The organism is Azospirillum halopraeferens DSM 3675 (genome assembly GCF_000429625.1).
Classification (GTDB): domain Bacteria; phylum Pseudomonadota; class Alphaproteobacteria; order Azospirillales; family Azospirillaceae; genus Azospirillum; species Azospirillum halopraeferens.
Genome location: NZ_AUCF01000001.1, coordinates 211,243 through 231,735, shown reverse-complemented (window position 1 = coordinate 231,735; position 20,493 = coordinate 211,243). Strand labels below are relative to the sequence as shown.

The 20,493-nt window shown below is 72.0% G+C and carries 19 protein-coding genes; 5 read left to right on the top strand and 14 right to left on the bottom strand.

The window, feature by feature from the left end:
* Positions 1–14 precede the first annotated feature (14 nt).
* On the bottom strand, positions 15–4,013 hold the full coding sequence (locus tag G472_RS36650; protein WP_051340117.1) for a hybrid sensor histidine kinase/response regulator: 3,999 nt from the start codon (positions 4,011–4,013) through the stop codon (positions 15–17).
* A 129-nt stretch (positions 4,014–4,142) separates the two neighbouring features.
* Positions 4,143–4,547, bottom strand: a complete 405-nt coding sequence (locus G472_RS0101050) for a 6,7-dimethyl-8-ribityllumazine synthase (RefSeq protein ID WP_029006869.1) — start codon at positions 4,545–4,547, stop codon at positions 4,143–4,145.
* 207 nt (positions 4,548–4,754) lie between these two features.
* Here G472_RS0101050 and G472_RS0101045 point away from each other — a divergent pair, with 207 nt between their 5' ends.
* Positions 4,755–5,231, top strand: a complete 477-nt coding sequence (locus tag G472_RS0101045) for a CYTH domain-containing protein (protein WP_029006868.1) — start codon at positions 4,755–4,757, stop codon at positions 5,229–5,231.
* 25 nt (positions 5,232–5,256) lie between these two features.
* On the opposite strand, the gene G472_RS0101040 is transcribed toward G472_RS0101045, so the two are convergent.
* The 4 genes from G472_RS0101040 to G472_RS0101025 form a co-directional block, all read right to left on the bottom strand.
* A complete protein-coding gene (locus G472_RS0101040; RefSeq protein WP_342667903.1) occupies positions 5,257–6,480 on the bottom strand; it encodes an MFS transporter in 1,224 nt (407 codons plus the stop codon).
* Between the two features lie 112 nt (positions 6,481–6,592).
* Positions 6,593–8,176, bottom strand: a complete 1,584-nt coding sequence (locus tag G472_RS0101035; RefSeq protein WP_029006866.1) for a cisplatin damage response ATP-dependent DNA ligase — start codon at positions 8,174–8,176, stop codon at positions 6,593–6,595.
* Entirely contained in the window at positions 8,173–9,192 is a 1,020-nt protein-coding gene (locus G472_RS0101030) for a ligase-associated DNA damage response exonuclease (RefSeq protein WP_029006865.1), read from the bottom strand. The genes G472_RS0101035 and G472_RS0101030 overlap by 4 nt, the downstream gene beginning before the upstream one ends.
* Positions 9,193–9,210: 18 nt before the next feature.
* Positions 9,211–9,402, bottom strand: a complete 192-nt coding sequence (locus G472_RS0101025; RefSeq protein ID WP_029006864.1) for a hypothetical protein — start codon at positions 9,400–9,402, stop codon at positions 9,211–9,213.
* A 337-nt stretch (positions 9,403–9,739) separates the two neighbouring features.
* On the opposite strand from G472_RS0101025, the gene G472_RS0101020 reads away from it, so the two are divergent.
* Both G472_RS0101020 and G472_RS0101015 read left to right on the top strand, forming a co-directional pair.
* Positions 9,740–10,705 carry a pseudouridine-5'-phosphate glycosidase gene (locus G472_RS0101020; protein WP_029006863.1) on the top strand — a complete coding sequence of 322 codons (966 nt, stop codon included), beginning with the start codon at positions 9,740–9,742 and terminating at the stop codon, positions 10,703–10,705.
* Between the two features lie 118 nt (positions 10,706–10,823).
* Entirely contained in the window at positions 10,824–11,234 is a 411-nt protein-coding gene (locus tag G472_RS0101015) for a hypothetical protein (RefSeq protein ID WP_029006862.1), read from the top strand.
* 39 nt (positions 11,235–11,273) lie between these two features.
* Here G472_RS0101015 and G472_RS0101010 read toward each other — a convergent pair whose 3' ends face one another.
* The 4 genes from G472_RS0101010 to G472_RS30595 all read right to left on the bottom strand — a co-directional run bounded on the left by G472_RS0101010 (position 11,274) and on the right by G472_RS30595 (position 15,113).
* Positions 11,274–12,158, bottom strand: coding sequence for an S-methyl-5'-thioadenosine phosphorylase (locus G472_RS0101010; RefSeq protein WP_029006861.1), 885 nt, complete (start codon positions 12,156–12,158; stop codon positions 11,274–11,276).
* 69 nt (positions 12,159–12,227) lie between these two features.
* Positions 12,228–13,091, bottom strand: coding sequence for a rhomboid family intramembrane serine protease (locus G472_RS36645; RefSeq protein ID WP_245593350.1), 864 nt, complete (start codon positions 13,089–13,091; stop codon positions 12,228–12,230).
* 44 nt (positions 13,092–13,135) lie between these two features.
* Positions 13,136–13,684, bottom strand: a complete 549-nt coding sequence (locus G472_RS0101000) for a GNAT family N-acetyltransferase (protein ID WP_029006860.1) — start codon at positions 13,682–13,684, stop codon at positions 13,136–13,138.
* Positions 13,685–13,769: 85 nt separating this feature from the next.
* Positions 13,770–15,113 carry an RsmB/NOP family class I SAM-dependent RNA methyltransferase gene (locus tag G472_RS30595; protein WP_035690621.1) on the bottom strand — a complete coding sequence of 448 codons (1,344 nt, stop codon included), beginning with the start codon at positions 15,111–15,113 and terminating at the stop codon, positions 13,770–13,772.
* A gap of 257 nt (positions 15,114–15,370) precedes the next feature.
* Between G472_RS30595 and mltA the strand changes: the two genes are divergently transcribed.
* Complete coding sequence (gene mltA, locus G472_RS0100990) at positions 15,371–16,546, top strand: murein transglycosylase A (RefSeq protein WP_029006859.1); 1,176 nt, start codon at positions 15,371–15,373, stop codon at positions 16,544–16,546.
* A 4-nt stretch (positions 16,547–16,550) separates the two neighbouring features.
* Positions 16,551–17,174: a GNAT family N-acetyltransferase gene (locus G472_RS36640; RefSeq protein ID WP_245593349.1), complete on the top strand. Its 624-nt coding sequence runs from the start codon at positions 16,551–16,553 to the stop codon at positions 17,172–17,174.
* On the opposite strand, the gene G472_RS0100980 is transcribed toward G472_RS36640, so the two are convergent.
* The 4 genes from G472_RS0100980 to G472_RS30585 are packed head-to-tail and all read right to left on the bottom strand — an operon-like array spanning position 17,072 to position 20,480.
* The gene (locus G472_RS0100980) at positions 17,072–18,544 is read right to left on the bottom strand and encodes a cobyric acid synthase (RefSeq protein WP_029006858.1); all 1,473 of its coding nucleotides are present in this window, start codon (positions 18,542–18,544) and stop codon (positions 17,072–17,074) included. The two genes, G472_RS36640 and G472_RS0100980, sit on opposite strands and share 103 nt — an antisense overlap.
* Positions 18,544–19,164, bottom strand: coding sequence for a cob(I)yrinic acid a,c-diamide adenosyltransferase (gene cobO, locus G472_RS0100975; RefSeq protein ID WP_029006857.1), 621 nt, complete (start codon positions 19,162–19,164; stop codon positions 18,544–18,546). Before cobO ends, G472_RS0100980 begins: the two co-directional genes overlap by 1 nt.
* 30 nt (positions 19,165–19,194) lie before the next feature.
* A complete protein-coding gene (cobU, locus tag G472_RS0100970; protein ID WP_029006856.1) occupies positions 19,195–19,707 on the bottom strand; it encodes a bifunctional adenosylcobinamide kinase/adenosylcobinamide-phosphate guanylyltransferase in 513 nt (170 codons plus the stop codon).
* Positions 19,704–20,480 (bottom strand): ABC transporter ATP-binding protein, encoded by a 777-nt coding sequence (locus G472_RS30585; protein WP_245593348.1) that lies wholly within the window; start codon positions 20,478–20,480, stop codon positions 19,704–19,706. Before G472_RS30585 ends, cobU begins: the two co-directional genes overlap by 4 nt.
* Positions 20,481–20,493: the final 13 nt, after the last annotated feature.

Sequence of the window (20,493 nt, the reverse complement as noted above, 5' to 3'; positions counted from 1 at the left end):
GTGCTCCCGGTGGGTTATTCCGCGATCAGGGTGCGGACCGCGTCGATCAGCGCGTCCGGCCCCACCGGCTTCATCAGGATGCGGCGCCCCGGACGGGCGGTGAGTCCGGCCGCCTGCTCCCGCGAGGCATAGCCGGTGAGGAAAAGCATGCGCAGCTCCGGATTGCGTTCGTGGAGCGCTTCGGCCAGTTCGACGCCGTTCATCCGCGGCATGGCCACGTCGCTGACCACCAGGTCGAACAGGCCCCCGTGCTCGTCGAAGCGCTCCAGCGCCTCGACACCGTCGGCCGCCTCCACCACCGAGCACCCGGCCTCCTCCAGCGCCAGGCGCAGGAAGGATCGCACCGAGTCCTCGTCGTCCACCAGCAGCACCATGGCGGTGTCGCCTTCCGGCAGAGCGACGCAGGCCGGCCCGGACGACGCCGCCCCCGGCGGATCGACCGCCGGCACGAACAGGGAGAAGGTGGCACCGCTGCCGGGAGCGGACTCCAGCTCCACCGTGCCGCCCACCTGCCGGACGGTGCCGTACACCATCCACAGGCCGAGCCCGGTTCCCTTGCCCTGCTCCTTGGTGGTGAAGAACGGCTCCCAGATGCGGTCGCGCAGTTCCTCCGGCACACCGTTCCCGGTGTCGCTCACCCGGATCACGGCGTAGCGTCCCGGAGCCAGATCCTCGTGGCGCTCGAAGAAGACGGTGTCGGGCTCCACGGTGTCCAGCGTGATCGTCAGCGTTCCCGTGTCGCCCATGGCGTCGCGCGCGTTGATCGCCAGGTTCAGAAGGGCCTGATTGAGCATGGCCGGGCTGGCGACCACATGGGCGTCCTCGTCGCGGATCTTCAGCTCCAGCACGATGGCGGCGGACAGGAGCGGCTTCAGGAAGACGCGCAGGTCCCGCACCAGCGCGGCCAGGGCAATGACCTCCCGCTCCTCGCCGGGGCGACGCCGGCTGAAATCGAGGAGCTGACCGGTCAGGGCGGCCGCCCGGTCCGACGCCTTGGCGATCTCGCGCACGCAGGTCAGCACCCGCTCCCGGTCCCCGGGGTTGCGTTCGGCCAGCCGGGCGAAGCCGCCGATGGCGGTCAGCATGTTGTTGAACTCATGGGCGATGCCGCCGGCCATGCGGCCGACCGCCTCCATCTTCTGGGCTCGCTGCAACTCCTCCTCGGCGCGCCGGCGCTCGGTGACGTCGTTGAACGCCAGCAGCACCGCGGGCGCGCCGCGGAAGACGGCCGGGAAGGCCCCCACCTCGACGTGACGCCGTTCCCCGGAAGGACGCACCACGTCGGCGGATGTCTGCTGCGAGCGCCCCCGGGCGGTCGGCGCCAGGGTCGCCTCGATCAGCCGGCCGTCGTCGAAACAGCCGGCCAGGGACGTTCCGTTCAGCCGGGAGCCGTCCTCGACGCCCAGGATCGACGCCGCGGCGGAGTTGGCGAAGCGGATCGCCGTGCCGTCCCAGATGACAATGCCGTAGGGGGCCAGCTCGACGAGTTGCCGGTAGCGCCCCTCGCTCTCGCGCAGCGCGGCGACGATGGTCATCCTCTCCAGTTCCGCCGCCGCGCGGACGGCGAAGACGTGGACGAGGTTCTCCGCCATGTCCAGGTTCACCATGGGACGCCGCGACAGCACGGCGATATGGCCCAGCGGCCGCCCGGCGGAATCGTTCAGCGGGGCGCCGCAATAGCTTTCCGCCTCCACCAGGTCGAGAAGCGCGGCCTGCGGGAACAGCGACCGCAGTCCCGACGGGAACAGGCACATCTTCTGCCCGATCACCCGTTCGCAGGGCATGCCGGCGATGGCGAAGGGATCCGGCGGTTCCATGACGGCGCCGTCGTGGACCACCGCCATGATGCGCACCCGGTCACTCCCCGCCATCTCCGTCACCACCGCGGTGTCGACGTCCAGCGCGCGGGCCAGCGCAAGGGCCAGGGTCGCGAAGAACTCCTCCGGTGCGTCGTGCGACACGGCCTGCGCCAGATCGCGCAGGACCGTCTCGAAACGATGGCGTTCGGTCACGTCGGCAAAGGTGGCGACGAAACCGCCGTCGGGGACGGCACTGCGCCGCACCTCCAGGAAACGGTCACCGACCCGCACCGGTTCGCCCCGCCAGGAACGGGCGGCGGCCGGATCGAAGCGCGCCGAAGACGGTTGCAGCGCCGGCGGCCGAAGCGCCAGCACCTCGGCCAGGGCCGGTGCCATCCCTTCCAGTCGATCGAGCACCGCCGCCACCGGCCGGCCGAACCGGACGGTCTCCACCGGCAGGTCGAGGAGGCGCTGGAACTCGTCGTTCCACGCGGCCAGGCGGCCTTCGCCGTCGACCATGCAGATGCCCTGGCTGATGCTCTCCAGCGTCGCCTTCAGCAATCCCGTCTGTTCGGCCAGCTCCTCTTCGCGCAGCTTCAGCTCGGTGATGTCCATCAGGATCTTGACGATGCCGCCGGACCCCGTGGCGTGCTCGCTGATGCGGTACCAGCGGCCGTTGGACAGGCGGCGGTCGACCGGCGCGTCGTGGGCCAGGTGGCGGTTGAGCCGGTCCTGGATCCACGACCCGATGTCGCGCCGGGCGTCCTCGTAGCCGCCCCGTTCGGCGGCGACGCGCAGGATGTCCTGGAAAGCGGCGCCCGGCACCAGAACGTCGGCGATGTCCGGGTAGGCCTGCCGGTACCGCTCGTTGCACAGCAGCAGGCGGCCCTCCGCGTCGAACAGCACGAACCCTTCGGAGATGCTGTCGAGCGCGTCGTGGACCAGCACCTGCATGAACCGGGCTTCCATCAGGGCCATGGTCTCGGCCGTCACGTCGACGCCCGAACCGCGGTAGCCGAGGAACCGCCCCGTCTCGTCCCGCACCGGCTGCCCGCTGATGCGGAAAACTCCGGTGCCGCCGTCGGGACCGGGCACCATCACCTCCAGGTCGCGGAACGGCCGGCCGGCGGCGATGTCGCCACCAACCTCGGTCCAGGATCCGGCATCCTCCACCAGGGCCCCGAGGTCGAGCAGTGACGCGCCGAACAGCGGACCGGGGTCGCGGCCCAGCAGCGCGGGCAGGCGTTCGGACATGTAGGTGTAGCGATGGTCCGGTCCCGTCTCCCAGAACCAGTCTGACGAGGCCAGGGCAAAGTCGAGGAAGCGCTTGCGGCTGGCGGCAAGGTCCCGGTTCGCCGCCGCGACGTCCGCCGCGGCGCGGTCGACCTCCGCCGCGGCGCGCACGGCGCGGTGCACCACCAGCCCGGCCAGCGCCGTCATGGCGGCCAGCACCAGCACCACCGGCAGAGCGACGCTGTCCAGCATCCGGGCACCGGGACGCGCCGCCTCCCACGCGAGGTGCCCCAGGGGCGCCCCGCCCCACCCGGTCAGCGGCAGGGATGCCCGGGCGGGCGCCGGCAGCTCCGCCGGCACGAAGCGCAGCCCGGTGATTCCGAACGACGCGCCCAGACGGTCCAGGGCGCCGTCATCCAGGGTGCGGATCAGAACCAGCACCCGGCGCTGCCCGGCGGCACCGTCGGCCACGTCCGCCGCCGCCATCAGGTACAAGGCGCGGCCGGCGCCGACCAAACCGGCCACCGCACCATCCGGAGCATAGGGCGCCTGCCCCGCCATGCGCACGGCGTCACTGCCGTAATCATCCAGGCCGACCGGATCGGAGGAACCGCCGCCGTCCGGAATGACCAGCCCGGTGACCCCCGCCCGTTCCGCCAGGCGGCGGAGCAGCAGGTCGGGAAGCGTCGTCCCACCGCCCGCAGGGTCGGTGACGATCACCGACCAACGGGCGTAATCGGCCGCGGCCGCTTCCAGGCTGCGGCGCGCCTCTTCGATGACGGAACCGACTGTCCGCGCGGCAACGGTGTCCGCCGTGCGGTCCTGACGGTCCGCCGCAAAGGTCAGCAGACCGAGCAGGGCGGCGACGCCCAGTCCCACCAGCAGCACGCCCGGCAGGATGATCCGGCGTGCCGGCGAACGGGGCGACGGCGCCGTGTCCGCGGTGGTCCGCGGCCGCTCCCGCGCGATCGTTGCCCCCATGTCACGCTCCGCCCGCTGGACCTCGCATCCCCCGCATCCGGGAGACCCCCGTCCTTAGGATGGAACCCGTTAACATCGCGTTGCCCCGGCGGACGCCGCAACCTATCGCGGTGTCCGCCGGCAAGGCGGTCAGGGCGCCGGCAGCATGGCCGCCACCGCCTCCACCGCCGCCGCGGCATAAGGGCGCACACGCGGCGCAATCTGCGACGGATGAATGCCCGGCCCGAGAATCCCGACGCCCACCGGCTTCATGAACTCGAGCTGCAGGTCGATGAGGCTCTTCACCACCGCGTGACCCATCACCAGGCCGTGGGACGTCTCGCCGTTCTCGATGATGCCCAGCGCCACCGCCCCCGCAATGTCGTGGCGCATCAGCAGGCGCTTGATCGCCAGCGGCTTCTCCATCGAGCCGGGAACCCACACTTCGGCCACCACGGTCAGGTCCAGGCACTCGGCGACGGCGCGCGCCTCGGCCAACATCTCTTCCCCTTGCGTGCGATGAAACCGGCCGAGCACGATCCCGATGTTGGCCACGACGCCACTCCCTTGTCTTTGTCCATGTATGGTCCGCGCGAACACGCCGCCAACCTTAGTCGGCGGCACCCGCCGCGGGCAATCACCTCCCGCGGCCGCCCGGCGCCGAAGCATCGCTTGCGTTTCAAATCTGAAACAACGACTGGACCTCCTGTGGGGAGAGGTCTATCCTCTTCGACCGGTGCTACACACGGGGGAGTGCGTGCCATGCCGCTTGAGATCGAGCGGAGGTTCCTGGTCACCAGGGACATCGGGCACCTTTGCACGACCGGCCAACGGATCATCCAGGGCTACATTCCGACGCGCGGCGACCGCACGGTCCGCGTGAGGGTCGTCGGCCCCGCGGCGTTCCTGACCATAAAAGGCGCGCGCTTGGGCATCGCCCGCCGGGAAACCGAATGGGCCATCCCCGTGAGCGTGGCCCGGGACATGCTGGCGCACGCCTGCGGACCGGACCGCATCGAGAAGATCCGCTATCGGGTCGAACACGCCGGCTTCGACTGGGATGTCGACGTGTTCGAAGGCGCCAACGCCGGCCTGGTGATCGCTGAAGTGGAACTGGAGTCGCCCGATCAGCCCGTCCCCCTGCCCGACTGGGTCGGCCGCGAGATCACCGACGAGCGGCGCTATGGCAACTCCTGGCTCTGCCGCCACCCGCTGAATCCGGCGGCCCGCGCCGCCTGACTCCGTTCCTTCCATCCCGACACGTTTATCCGGACGCCCGCGTCGGCAGGCGGGCGGCGACGGCCAGGGCGGCCAGCAGCAGCAAGCCGACGAATCCCGCCACACCGAGCCAGCCCCAAGCCCCCCAGAACAGGCCGCCGGCGTACCCCGCCAGCGTCGACCCCATGTAATAGCTGAACAGGTAGAGGGCCGATGCCTGTCCCCGCGCGGTGCGCGCGCGCTGGCCGATCCAGCCGCTGGCGATGGTGTGGGCACCAAAGAAGGCGGCGGTGAACAGGGTCAGACCCGCCACCACGGCGACCAGTGACGGCGGCTCCATCAGCATCAGCCCGGCCAGCGTCAGCGCCACCGCCGCCAGCAGGACGCGGCGCTGGCCGTGGCGCCCGGCCAGACCGCCGAACCAGGGCGAGGCCACCACGCCCGCGAGATACACCAGGAACACCGCGCCAACCACGGCCGGCCGCAGCTCGAACGGGGCTTCGGTGAGACGGAAGCCGGTGTAGTTGTACACCGTGACGAACGCTCCCATGGTGAGGAACCCGAGCGCGAACAGGCGGCGCAGGCCGGGGTCGCCCAGGTGGGCCCGCCACGCGGCCGTCAACTCGCCGAGGCCCGGCGGGCGGCCCACGAATCGCCGCGACGCCGGCAGGCCGAACCACAGGGCCGCGGCGGCTACCAGACCCAGCAGGCCGACGGCGGCCATGGCCATGCGCCAGTCCGCCACGTCGGCGACCGCCGCCGTCAGGGCGCGGCCGGACATGCCCCCCAGCGCCGTCCCGCCGATGTAGAGCCCCATGGTGACCCCGACCGCCTTGGGGTCCACCTCCTCGCTGACATAGGCCATGGCGACCGCCGGCAGGCCGCTCAGCGCCACCCCCTCCAGCGCCCGCACCACCAGCAGCCAGGGCCAGTCGGGAGCCACGGCCGCCAGCAGCCCCAGCAGGCCGGAGGCGAGCAGGGAGGCGAACATCACCGGCTTGCGCCCCAGGGCATCGGACAGCGCCCCCGCCAACAGCAGGGAGAAGGCCAGCGTGCCGGTGGACAGGGAGAGGGCCAGGCTGCTCTCGGCCGGGCTGACCGCGAACTCCACCGCGAAGGCGGGCATCAGCGGCTGCACGCAGTACAGCGTGGCGAAGGTGGCGAATCCGGCCAGGAACAGGCTGACCCGGGCCCGAAGGAACTCCCGCGTTCCGGCACGCAGATACTCACCCTGCCCGTCCTCCTGGCCGGGCATCCGTGTTCCGTCCACCCTCGTTCTCCTCAACCGCGGTTGCCGGAGGGATACTGACGTTCGCGGCCGCAGCACGGAAGCGACGAACCTGCAGGACTGCCATCGCCCGGGTGCGGCGGATGCTCCCGCCCTATCGGTCGACCAGGCTCTCCACCGTCTCCAGCCGGTCGGCCTCGCCGGGCGGTTTGTCCCAGCGGATGCGGTGGACGCGCGGGAAGCGCATCGCCACGCCGCTCTTATGCCGGGTGGAGCGGTTGACGCTGTCGAAGGCCACCTCCAGCACCAGCCCCGGCGCCACCTCCCGCACCGGGCCGAAGCGGCGGACCGTGTGGGCGCGCACCCAGCGGTCCAGTTCGACCAGTTCGGCGTCGGTGAAGCCGAAATAGGCCTTGCCCACCGGCACCAGCTCCTCCCCCCGCCACACCCCGAAGGTGAAATCGGAATAGAAGGACGAGCGCTTGCCATGGCCCCGCTGCGCGTACATCAGCACGGCGTCGACGGTGAGCGCCCCGCGCTTCCACTTGAACCACGGCCCCCGCGGGCGCCCGGCGACATAGGGGCTGTCGCGCCGCTTCAGCATCAGCCCCTCGATCCCCGCCTCACGCGCGCCGTCGCGCAGGGCCGCCAGATCCTCCGGGCCGGCAAAGGGAACCAGGGGCGACAGGTCCATGCGGCGCGGCCGCACCGCCTCGTACCAGTGCTCCAGACGGGCGCGTCGGGCGACGAAGGGCAAGGGGCGCAGGTCCTCCGCCCCCTCGAACAGGATGTCGTAGAGGCGCACGAAGGCAGGGTACGCGCGCAGCATCGCCGCCGTCACGGTCTTGCGGTTCAGGCGCTGCTGCAGGTCGTTGAAGGGCGCCACCGTTCCGTCGCGCACCACCAGCAATTCCCCGTCCAGCACGGCGTCGAAGCTCATGTGGTCGGTGACGTCGGGAAAGACGGCGGAGACGTCGTCGCCGGTGCGGCTGTAGATCCGCCGCTCGGCGCCCCGCGCCGCAAGCTGGACGCGGATGCCGTCCCATTTCCATTCCGCGCACCAGTCGCCGGGGTCGAAGCTTGCGGCGTCCCCCTCCTCCGCGGCGGTGGCCAGCATCAGCGGCCGGAAGCCGGCGCCGGTGCCGGCGTCCGGCCGGCCGGCGCGACCGTCCAGCCAGGCGAACAGCGTCCCGTAGGGCGGTGTCACCGCGTGCCAGACCTCCTCCACGTCGTGCAGGGCAACGCCGCTCCACGCCGCCAGCGCCGTCTTGGCCAGGCGCGCCGAGACGCCGACCCGCAGCGCCCCGGTGATCAGCTTCAGCAGCGCGTAGCGGCCGGAGGCGTCGAGCCGGTCGAGCCAGCCCTCGACCAGCTCCATCACGTCGGCGCGCCGCGCGCCCTGCAGGGCCGTCACCACCTCGTCCAGCCCCGGGGCCGCGGCCGGATCGCCGGCGCCGTGCTCCGGTCCGCCGGGCCAGATCAGCGCCACCGTCTCCGCCAGGTCGCCGACGTAATCGTAGGACCACGCGAACAGCTCCGCATCCACCCGCGTCGCTGCCAGGCGGCGGATGGCAGCGGGCTTGGCCTCGGCGAAGACCAGCGTCCCGGTCAGGGCCGCCAGCGCCCAGCCCCGGTCGGGGTCGGGGGTGTGGGCGAAGTGGTCGACCAGCAGGCGGATCTTGCCGTTGCGGGACGGCATGAACGCCAGCGCGTCGATCAGCGCGGCGAAGCGGTTCACGCCCCCTCCTCCCCGAAGCCGAGCAGGGACAGGGCGCGGGCGCGGATGCCCATGCGGCCGGCCTGGTGGACCAGCGCCTCCTCCCGCCCGTGGGTCACCCACACCTCAGGGGCGCCGACGTCGCGCAGGGTGTCCACCAACTCGTCCCAGTCGGCGTGGTCGGAGATCACCAGCGGCAGTTCGACCCCGCGCTGGCGCGCCCGCTGGCGCACCCGCATCCAGCCCGAAGCCAGCGCCACCACCGGATCGCTCAGGCGGCGTGCCCAACGGTCGGCAATGGCACCGGGCGGGGCGAGCACCAGGGCCCCGCGCAACTCCGCCGCATCGGCGACGGTGGCCGGTCTCAACTCCCCGAGATCGATGCCGGCGTCGCGGTAGAGGTCGCACAGGGGCATCAGCGCCCCGTGCAGGTGGATCGGCCGGTCGTACCCCGCCGCGCGCAGCAGTGTGATGACGCGCTGGCACTTCCCCAGGGCGTAGGCGCCGACCACGTGGGTGCGCTCCGGGAACACGGTCATGGAGTGCAGCAGTCGCGCCACCTCGCCGTGGGCCGGCGGATGGCGGAACACCGGCAGGCCGAAGGTGGCCTCGGTGACGAAGACGTCGCAGAACACCGGCTCGAACGGGGCGCAGGTCGCGTCGGGCGCCCGCTTGTAATCGCCCGACACGACGGCGCGCGCACCGGCGTGCTCCAGCACCACCTGCGCGCTGCCCAGCACGTGCCCGGCCGGCACCAGCCGCACGGTCACGTCGCCCACCCGCACCGCCTCCCCGTAACCGAGGGGTTGCAGGGTGCCCCCGGCCCCGTCGCCCAGGCGCCGGCGCATGATGGCAAGCGTGGCGGGGGTCGCCATTACATGGCGATGGCCCGGCCGCGCGTGGTCGGAATGGCCGTGGGTGATGACCGCACGCTCCACCGGTGCAACGGGATCGACGTGGAACCCGCCGGGTTCCACGTACAGACCCTCCGGTGTTGTGCGAAGCCAGTGACGGGGATGGAGAGCGGCGGCGGGCATGCCGCCAATATGGAATTTCTACCGGAAACGGCCAGGGCGGGTGGTGCGCAGGTCGCCCGGACGGGTGCGGCGGGGGCTGCGCGGGCGGTCGCCTTGACCGCCGGTCTCGTCCTCGTCGTCGGGTGTGTGCCCGAGCAGGCTGAGCACGGCCTCCCACTCCCTGGAGTTGGGGCCGGAATAGAACGCCACCATGTCGCGGTACGTCAGCATGGGCTCCTCCCTTTTGTGCGTTCTTAAGCTCCGGGTCCCGGACCCGGAAGTTGCATCCACCCATACGGGGGCGAATGGCACGCCAGAGCGACAGGCTTATTGTTTGTGGTAACCGCTGAAGTGACCAAAGCATAGCAAATCGACAAGGGCGTCACCACCCGGAAAAACGCACCCTCATCTTGCGGTGTATGCCGTCATATCTTCAGCGGGGAGGATTGGTCCTTGTTGCTGTCCTATTGTGCGCATGCGAACACGAGACACTCTTGCATCAGGGCGACCTGAACGGGCATTCTGCTGCGAAGCGACATGCACCTCTGCCGGCGCCCGGAACCATCCCATGCACGAATACCTGTCCGTCGCCCCCGCGGTGGCCGAGGCGCTGAGCCGGCGGCACCCGGTGGTGGCGCTGGAGTCGACCGTCATCACCCACGGCATGCCCCATCCGCACAACCTGGACACCGCCCGGTCCCTGGAGGCGGTGGTGCGCGCCGGGGGAGCGGTCCCCGCCACGGTGGCGGTGCTGGATGGCCGCATCCGCGTCGGCCTCGACGGCGACGACCTGGAGCGGTTGGCGCTCGGCGGCTCCGCCGTGCGCAAGCTGAGCCGCCGCGACCTGCCGGTGGCGCTCGCGACCGGGACGGACGGGGCCACCACCGTTGCCGCGACCATGATCGCCGCCCGGTTGGCCGGCATCCCGGTGTTCGCCACCGGCGGCATCGGCGGCGTGCACCGCGGGGCCGAAACCAGCTTCGACATCTCGGCGGACCTGGAGGAACTGGCGCGCACCGACGTGTGCGTGGTGTGCGCCGGCGCCAAGGCCATCCTCGACCTGCCCAAGACGCTGGAGTATCTGGAAACCCGCGGCGTGCCGGTGCTGGGGTTGGGCACCGACCGGTTCCCGGCGTTCTACGCCCGCTCCTCCGGTCTGCCGGTGCCGCACCGCTGCGAATCGGAAGAGGAGGTGGCCCGCATCCTCCACGCCAAATGGCGGCTCGGCCTCGGCGGCGGCGTGCTCACCGCGGTGCCGGTGCCCGAAGAGAACGCCATGGACCCGGACGCGGCCGAAGCCGCCATCGTGCACGCGCTGGCCGAGGCCGCGGCGGCCGGAATCGCCGGCAAGGACGTCACCCCCTTCCTGCTGGCCCGGGTCCGCGACATCACCGACGGCCGCAGCCTGGAAGCAAACGTCGCCCTGATCGCCAACAACGCCGCCGTCGGCGCCCGAATCGCCGTCGCCTATGCCGCATTGCAGCGCAAAACCACGCTCCCGCCCGCCGCACCGACCACCCGACCGCGCTACTGACTACGGCGGAAGAAATATGCGTATACCTCCACGGTGGTAAGCCTCCTGCTACCGTCGGTCTTAAGACCCCATTAACCGGCCCGGGACCACAGTTGGACCGCATACAACGGAGGTCCTCATGCGCGTGTCGAACACGTCCACCCTGGTGTCCCGGATGATCGCCCTCGCCGCCGCGCCGGACACGGGCGACGTGGAGGACACGCGCCCCGCGGCTTCGGTCAAGCGCATCTTCTGGACCACCCAGGCCGCCGCCCTGCGGAGCATGCTGCCCGCTGCGACGATCCACCAGATCGAATGCCGCGTCGCCGCGGAACTGGAGGCGATGGCCCTGCCGGAGATCTTCTTCACCACCGTCGAAGCCTGCGGCCGCGTCATCACCTGCGACCTCGACGAGGCCGGCACCGCGACGATCTTCGCCCTGATCGACCCGCAGACCTATGACGACCTGGTCGAGGACGCCGGCGACGACGCCCTGTTCGGCGTCGACTGCGACGGTGTCTACGTCACGCCCGCGCGCACCCGCCACTGAGAACGGACAGCGGGCAACGGGCGATGGGGTGCAGGCCGGTCAGGCCAGCACCCGCCCCGCCACCGCGTCGAGCTTGCGCACCAGTTCCGGGTCCCTCTTGTCCGGCGCCGTCATGATCGCGTTGTCCAGGGCGGTGTGGCAGCCCCGATGGCACGATCCGGTGCGGTCGGCCAGGCGGGGGGCCAGGGACTTCACAAGCGCCCGCGCCTTGTCGGCATTGGCCAGCAGCACCTTGATGACCGCATCCACGGTGACGTGGTCGTGCTCCTTGTGCCAGCAGTCATAGTCCGTGACCATGGCCACGGTGGCGTAGCACATCTCCGCCTCGCGGGCGAGTTTGGCCTCCGGCATGTTCGTCATGCCGATGACGTCGCAGCCCCAGCTCCGGTACAGCTCGGATTCGGCCATGGTGGAGAACTGCGGCCCCTCCATCACCATGTAGGTGCCGCCGCGCTGGTACTTGATGTCCAGGTCCTTCAGGCACTCCTCGATGGCGTCGCCCAGGCGGCTGCACACCGGATGGCCCAGCGCCACGTGGGCCACCAGGCCGGTCCCGAAGAACGATTTGGTGCGGGCGAAGGTGCGGTCGATGAACTGGTCGACCACCACGAAGGTGCCCGGCGGCAGATGCTCCTTCAGGGAGCCGACCGCCGACACCGACAGGATCTCCGTCACGCCCGCGCGCTTCAGAACGTCGATGTTGGCGCGGAAATTCAGTTCCGACGGCGGCACCCGGTGGCCGCGGCCGTGGCGCGGCAGGAACACCACCGTCCGGCCGTCCAGTTCCCCCATCATCAGGTCGTCCGACGGCTTGCCGAAAGGGCTTTCGATCGTCACCCAGCGCTTGTTTTCCAACCCGTCGATGTCATACACGCCGCTGCCGCCGATCACGCCCAGCACCGGCGGGGTTCCCGCTTGCACCATCGTTTGCCGTCTCCCTGACCAGCCGTTCCGTACCCGGCGCAGTGTCGCCCCGGAAGGGCCGCAAGGCAACTACAGCGTCCAGATCAGCACCGCGACCAGGCTGAAGTAGACGACCGCCTTGCCGGCCGCCGTCGCCCGCTGCCAGGCACCGCCGCCGGCCAGCCGGGCGTGCGGGGCCGGGAAGAAATCGACCAGCACCTTCTGAAGGCGCGGAAACGGCACCGCCGGGTAGGCTTCGGGGGGGAGGAACAGGGGAACGCCGCGCCGCTTCATGGGCGCCACCAGCAGCATGCCGGCGATGAAGCCGCCGAGGTGCGCGCCCCACGCCACCCCGTCGGCGTCCACCCCGGGCACCGGTGGCAGCACCACCATGGCCAGGTTGGCCGCGAGATCGCCGCCCACCACCACCGAGGCCGGCAGCAGGACGGGAATGCGGAAGAACAGCAGCAGCAGGATCTTGGCGTGCGGGTGCAGCAGCAGGTAGGCGCCCATGACGCCGGAGATGGCGCCGCTCGCCCCGACCAGCGGGCGCATGGGCTCGGCCGCCAGCAGCCCCTCGGTCAGCGCCCCGGCGACGGCGCACAGGAAGAAGAAGACGAGGTAGCGCAGGTGTCCCAGGGCGTCCTCGACGTTGTCGCCGAAGACCCACAGGGCGACCATGTTGGCCACCAGGTGCAGCAGGTCGGCGTGCACCAGCACATGGCCGAACAGGCCGCGCCAGACGTCCATGGTGGGAAGCGGCCCGGCGAACTCGCCGATGCCGAAGAAGTAGGCCGGGACGAAGGCCAGCGGCTCCGGACGGACGCCGGTCACGAAGACCAGCACACAGGCCAGGATCAGGGTGCGGTTGACGTAGGCGACCGCGATGTGACGCAACGGATTGCCGCCGCCCAGCACCAGCCCCATCGCGCCCTCCCGGATCGCCCCGTCCACGGATACGGTAACGCCTGACGGCGGTCTCCGGATCGGCGAAGCCGTCAGCCCTGCTCCGAGCCCGCGGACTGGCGGGCGAGAGGAGCCAGGTCGGGCCAGCCGTAGCAGACCTCCACCGTGTCGGTGCCGGCGAACCGCATGGGGCGTTCCGCCAGCCGGACACCGCCGACGCGCTCATAGAACCAGCGGGCCGGATTGGCGCTGAGGCACCAGACCAGGGCCGACGCCCGACCCGCCGCGACCATACGCTCGGCCGCTGCCCCCATCAGGCGGCGTCCCAGGCCCAGGCCGCGGGCATCGTCGTGCAGGTAGAGGGCATAGAACTCCCCGGCGAAGCCGTCGATGCCGGTGCGCTGGTTGCCGTATCCGACGAAGCCCAGCACCGTCCCCGCGGGGTCGGTGGCCACAACGGTGCCGTGGCCGTCCCGGCGGGTGCGCACCGCCACGCTCCAGCGCGCCCGCACCGTCGGTTCCGACATGCCGACCAGAAACGCCGCCGGCAGCAGCCCGGCGTAGGCGGACCGCCAGCTCGTCACGTGCACGCGGGCGATGCCCGCGGCATCATCCGGCTCTGCGTCCCGTATCACGATCACGGCTGCCCTCCCCGTCCCATCGGCAACGGTACCACCATGTACATGGTGTGCGCAGGGCAACCGTCCAGCCTTCGGCTGAGCCGCGTCAGGCAGGGGCGTCAGGCGGGGCGTCCGCCGCCGGCACCTCGTCCCGGCGGACCATCACGGCGGCGAAGAAGCCGTCGGTGTCGTGGCGGGCCGGCGTCAGGCGCAGGAAGGGGCCTTCCGCCGGGGGCGTGCCGGCGCCCTCCTCCTGCCAGACCTCGGCGACGGGCATCACCGCGAACTCGGGATGGGTCTCCAGGAAGGCGGCGACCTGCTTCTCGTTCTCCTCCGGCAGCAGCGAGCACGTGGCATAGACCAGCCGCCCGCCCGGCTTCACCAGACGCGCCGCGCTGTCGAGGATGGCCGCCTGCAAGGGGACGAGTTGCTCCAGCCCCGGCCCCAGCGGCCGCCAGCGGCTGTCGGGGTTGCGCCGCCAGGTTCCGGTGCCGCTGCACGGCGCGTCCACCAGGACCCGGTCGAACTTGCGCTTGTGGCGCTTGACCCAGGGATCGCGCTCGCTCTTCAGCGGGTGCGGCTCGATGTTGTGCAGTCCGGCGCGGCGGAAGCGTTCGGCCGCCCGCTTCAGCCGGCCCTCCAGCACGTCGCAGGCGACGACCCGGCCCTTGTTGTTCATCAGCGCCGCCAGCGCCAGCGTCTTGCCGCCGGCCCCGGCGCAGAAATCCACCACCTGCATGCCGGGTTTGGGCGCGACCGCCAGCGCGACGAGCTGGGAGCCTTCGTCCTGGATCTCCACCAGCCCGTCCTTGAAGGCGTCGACGGTGGCCAGCGGCGGCCGCCCCTTGACGCGCAGGGCCAGCGGCGACCAGCGCGTCGGGCGGGCGGTGATGCCCGCCTTCTCCAGCGCGACGCGCGCCGTGTCGCGGTCGGCGCGCACGGGGTTGACCCGCAGGTCGAGCGGCGCCGGCTCCAGCAGGGCCTGCATCTCGGGGACGAAGCGGTCGCCGAGCGCGTTGCGCATCGCCGCCTCCGCCCAGGCGGGGCATTCCACGCGCACCGTGTCGGGCATGGACGGGTGGTCCAGCGTGTGGGTGTCCAGCGCCGCCGCCAGCCGCGCCTCGTCCCGGTCGAAGGCGGGTGGTGCAAACTTGCCGCCGCTGAACAGGGTGGCCACCGTGGCCGCGGACATGCCCTCGCCCAGGATGGCGTTGGCGATGACCCGGGCGCGCGGCGTCGCCGGATGCCCCGACCGCTCCAGCCACCAGGCAAGCCGGGCGTGGCGGCGCAGGATGGCATAGACCGTCTCGGCCACCGCGCTGCGGTCCTTGGAGCCGATGTAGCGGCGGTTGCGGAAGAAGGCGCTGATCACCGCGTCGGCCGGGCGCGGGGTCTGGTCGATTTCGGTCAGCAGGTCGATCACCGCCTGGAGGCGGGCAGCGGGGGTCATCTCGGCTCCTCTCGGGGACGGGGGATGCGCACCCCCTTTGCCGGGGATAACCCGTTTCCGCCCGACTTGTCATCCCCGCACCGCCCGGACGAGTCGCGGGGCGCGACTCGGGCCTTGCGCCGCCATACCCCGATCGATATGATAACTCATGGACTTGAACGTCGATCTTGTGAGTCCGCCTTAACCGGCGGGGCAAGGGGGCGGGAGTCCGCACCCTTTGACCATACAGACCCGGCGCCGGCCGGGACGAGGCGGAAATGGCGAACGCGGTCCGGGACGGCGTGGCGCGGAAGCGCGCGCGCATGTGCGGTGCGGTGGCAGCGGCGCTGGCCGCCGCAGTGCTCACGGGATGCACCGCGACCGGACCGGCGTCGCCGGTGGCGCAGGACGGCTTCGGCCGGACGACGCGCGGCGTCCCGCTGGACCGCATCGCCGAGGAATTCCGCCCCCTGCCCGGCTGGGGCGAGGACGACCATGCCGGGGCGCTGGCCGCCTTCAATCACACCTGCCGCTGGGTCAACGCCCAGGCGCCGGACCGGCAGCTCGGGTCCGACCCCCGTGCCGGCACGGTGGCACAGTGGCGCCCGGCCTGTGCCGTCGCCCGTTCCCTGCCCCGCGACGACGCGGAAGCGGCCCGCACCTTCTTCGAATCCCACTTCACCCCCGTCAGCCTCAGCACCGGCGAGGACGGGCTGTTCACCGGCTATTACGAGCCGGAATTGAACGGAAGCTGGACGCGGACCGCACGCCACACCGTCCCCATCTACCGCACCCCGCCGCGCCCGAAGGGCGGCTATCCCAGCCGCGCCCGCATCGCCGCCGGGGCGCTGGCCGGCAAGGGGCTGGAGATCCTGTGGGTCGACGACCCCATCGGCGCCTTCTTCATGGAGATCCAGGGCTCCGGCCGGGTCCGCATGACCGACGGCACGGTGGTCGGGCTGGGCTACGCCGGCCAGAACGGCCACCGCTATTTCCCTGTCGGCCGCGAACTGATCGACCGCGGCATCGCCACGCCCGAGGAGATGTCGCTGCAATTCATCCGCCGCTGGATGGAGGCGAACCCGGCGGAAGCGCAGAAGCTGAAGAACCTCAACCCTTCCTACGTCTTCTTCAAACTGCGCAACGACGGCGGGGCGCGCGGGGCGCGCAACATGGAGCTGACGCCCGGCCGCAGCCTGGCGGTGGACCCGGCCCACGTCCCGCTCGGCGCGCCATTGTGGGTGGAGCTGAAGGAGGCGCCCGTCCCCGGCGGGGAGATCCGCCGCCTCGTGGTCGCCCAGGACACCGGCGGCGCCATCAAGGGGCCGGTGCGCGGTGATCTCTTCTGGGGCGTCGGGCCGGAGGCGGAAGAGGGGGCCGGCCTGATGAAGGCGCGCGGCCGCTACACCATGCTGGTGCCGCGCCTGATCCTGGAAACCGCGCAGAACCGCTGATCCCGTGCCCCTGCGCCTTCAACGCCTGACCGAGGTGGCGAACCGGCCGGCGGCGCTGACGGCGCTGGAAGACATCTTCTTCCGTTCCGCCCTGCGCCGGCGCTTCGCCTCGGCGGCGGAGCGCGCGGCCTTCCTCGCCACGTGGACCGGCTGGTACGTCACCCATGCGCCCGCCGACGTGTGGTTCGCCCTGACGGACGAGGACAGTGTGATCGGCTATCTTACCGGCTGCCGCGACAGCGCCGGTACCGCAGAGCTGTTCACCACCATCCCCGGCTACGCCCTGTTCGCCGACCGCTTCGCGGCATTTCCGGCCCACCTGCACATCAACGTCCACCCCGACCACCGCGACCGCGGCGTGGGCGCCCGGCTGATCGGCGCCTTCGCGCAGGACTGTGCCGCGACGGGGCTCGCCGGCATCCACCTGGTCACCGGTGCCGATGCCCGCAACGCCGTTTTCTACCGCCGAAACGGCTTTACCGTGGAGGACCGGCGCGGGGCGCTGCTGTTCCTGGGGCGCCCGCTTCAGGGGGGCGGAGCGGCGACGGACAGCAGCCCCGTCACGTCCGCATGCTCCTCCAGCCGGTCGGCCAGCCCGTCCAGCGCCCGCTCCACCGTCGCGTCATAGGCCAGCCCGGCGGCACCGCTGCCACCCAGCACCGCGAGAAAGGCGGCGCGGAAGCCATCCGCCGCGAACAGCCCGTGCAGGTAGCAGCCGGACACCCGGCCGTCCGCCGACACCGCCCCGTCGGTGCGGCCGTCGTCCAGGTCCAGCAGGGGGCGGGCCCGGTCGGGGCCGTCGGTGCGCCCCATGTGCATCTCATAGCCGGCGACCGCCGCGCCGGTGGCGCGATCGGTTCCGGCGGCCGCGGTCAGCACCTTGGGCCCGCTCAGCACCGTTTCCACGTCGAGGAGTCCCAGCCCGGCGGCGGCACCCGGCGGCCCCTCGATCCCCTGCGGATCGGCGACCGTGCGGCCCAGCATCTGGTAGCCGCCGCAGATGCCGAGCACCCGGCCGCCCCGGCGCAGGTGGCCCGCCAGGTCGACGTCCCAACCCTGCGCCCGCAGGAACGCGAGATCGGCGATGGTGGCCTTGCTGCCCGGCAGGATCACCAGGTCGGCGTCGCCCGGCAGCGGCCGGCCGGGTGGCACCATGGCCACCGACACCTCCGGCTCCAGCGCCAGGGGGTCGAAATCATCGAAGTTGGCGATGCGCGACAGCATGGGCACGGCGATGCGGATCGCCCCGCCCCGACGCGCCCGCCGGGTGTCCAGGGCCACCGCATCCTCCGCCGGCAGCAGCGCCGCCTCGGCAAGCCACGGCACGACACCGAACGAGCGCCAGCCCGTGCGCTCCACGATGGTGGCGAGACCGCCGTCGAACAGCCGCACGTCGCCGCGGAACTTGTTGATCAGGAACCCGCGCACCCACGCCCGGTCGGCGGCGTCCAGCAGCGCGTGGGTGCCGACCAGGCCGGCGATCACGCCGCCCCGGTCGATGTCCCCCACCAACACCACCGGCACCCCCGCCGCCGCGGCGAAGCCCATGTTGGCGATGTCGCCGGCCCGCAGGTTGACCTCGGCCGGGCTGCCCGCCCCTTCCACCACCACCACGTCGGCCTCGGTCCGCAGGCGGGCGAAGCTGTCGAGGACGGCGGCCAGCAATTCCCCCTTGCGGGCCTGGTAGTCGGCGGCGCGGGCGTTGCCGAACACCCGGCCCTGCACGATCACCTGCGCGCCGATGTCGGACTGGGGCTTCAGCAGCACCGGGTTCATATGGACCGAGGGCTGGACGCCGCAGGCCCGCGCCTGCAACGCCTGCGCCCGCCCGATCTCGCCGCCGTCGGGGGTGACGGCGGCGTTGTTGGACATGTTCTGCGGCTTGAACGGCCGCACCGACAGCCCGCGCCGCCGCAGCGCCCGGCACAGCCCCGCCACCAGCAGCGACTTGCCGACGTCGGAACCGGTGCCTTGCAGCATCAGGGCACGGGCGGCCATCAGTATTCGATCCCCTGCTGCGCCTTCACCCCCGCCCGGAAGGGATGCTTGACCAGCGTCATCTCGGTCACGAGATCGGCGGCGTCCACCAGCTCCGGCTTGGCGTTGCGGCCGGTGACCACCACGTGCAGATCGGCCCGCCGGCCGGCCAGCGCCTCCACCACCTCCGCCACCGGCAGGTAGTCGTAGCGCAGGACGATGTTCAGCTCGTCCAGAATGACCAGCCGGATCGCCGGGTCGGCCATCAGCTCCAGCGCCTTGTCCCAGGCGCGCCGGGCCGCGGCGATGTCGCGGGCGCGGTCCTGGGTGTCCCAGGTGAACCCCTCGCCCAGGATGTGGACCTGCACCAGATCGCCGAACCGCTCCAGCGCGCGGGCCTCGCCGGTCTCCCACGCGCCCTTGACGAACTGCACGATGGCGATGGGGAAGCCGTGCCCCAGCGCCCGCAGCGCCAGCCCGAAGGCGGCGGTCGACTTCCCCTTGCCGGTCCCGGTGTGGACCATGAGAAGCCCCTTCTCGATGGTCTTGTCCGCCACCCGCTGATCGTGGACCGCCTTGGCCTTCTTCATCTTCTCGGCGTGGCGGCGGTTGATGTCGTCGTCTTCGGTCGCGTCGCTCATCGTCCCTCGTCCCTTCCCGTTGTCGTTGATTCACTTCACGGTCATCGGCAGGCCGGCGACCACGAACAGCACCCGGTCGGCGCGCGCCGCCACCGCCTGGTTCAGCCGGCCGGCGGCGTCGCGGAAGGCGCGGGCCAGGGCGTTGTCGGGCACGATGCCCAGCCCGACCTCGTTGGCGACCAGCACCACCCGCCCCTCCGCCTCGTCCAGCGCCGCCGTCAGCGCCGCCGCCGCCGCCGCGGGGTCGCGCCCCGCCCCCATCAGGTTGGACAGCCACAGGGTCAGGCAGTCCACCAGCACCGCCCGCCCCGGCCCGGCGTGGCGGGCGATGGCACCGGGAAGGTCCAGCGGCTCCTCCACCGTCGTCCAGCCCGGCACCCGTCCGTCCCGGTGCAGGCGGATGCGCGCGCGCATTTCGTCGTCCAGCGCCTCGGCGGTGGCGATGTAGATCCAGGGCGACGGGCCGGCGGTGACCAGCGCCTCCGCGTGGCGGCTCTTACCGGACCGTGCGCCGCCCAGCACCAGCGTGACCTCGGCCGTCATCGTTCCTCCTCCACCCGTGTCCAGGGCAGGACCCAGTCGGGTCCGCGCAGCAGACGCACCGCGAAGACCCGCTCCGCGTCACCGCCGTCCAGCACCGCGTGCGGCGGCCCCGCCGCGGCGAGCCGCCCGGCGTCCAGCAGGCACAGACGGTCGCAGAAGCGGATGGCCAGCGCCAGGTCGTGCAGCACCACCACCACCGCCATGCCCTCCCGCGCCAGGTCGCGCAGCAGCTCCATCACGTGCAGCATATGATAGGGGTCGAGACCGGCCACCGGCTCGTCGGCCAGCAGCACCTCCGGCTCCCCGGCCAGCACGCGGGCCAGCATAACGCGGGCGCGCTCACCCCCCGACAGTTCCGTCACCGGCCGGCCGGCGAAGGCGGCGGCGTCGCAGCGGGCCAGAGCCCGATCCACCGCCGCCCGGTCGGCCGCGGTCTCGCCGCCGATGCCGGCGCGGCGCGGCGCCCGCCCCAGCATCACCACCCGCTCCGCCGCCAGGGGCCAGTGGGCGGTGGGGTTCTGCTCCAGATAGCCGATGCGCCGCCCCCGTTCCTCGGGCGCCAGGGCGGCAACCGCGCGGCCATCCAGGCGCACCGACCCGCCGGCGGTGTCCACCAGCCCGGCCAGCGCGCCCAGCAGCGTCGTCTTGCCGCTGCCGTTCGGCCCCACGAGCCCGACCACCTCTCCGCCCGCGGCCGACACCGACACGCCGTCCAGGATCGGGCGGCCGCCCCGGACGACGCGGACGTCCTCCGCCCGGATCGTCGTCGTCACGGCCGGCGGTACC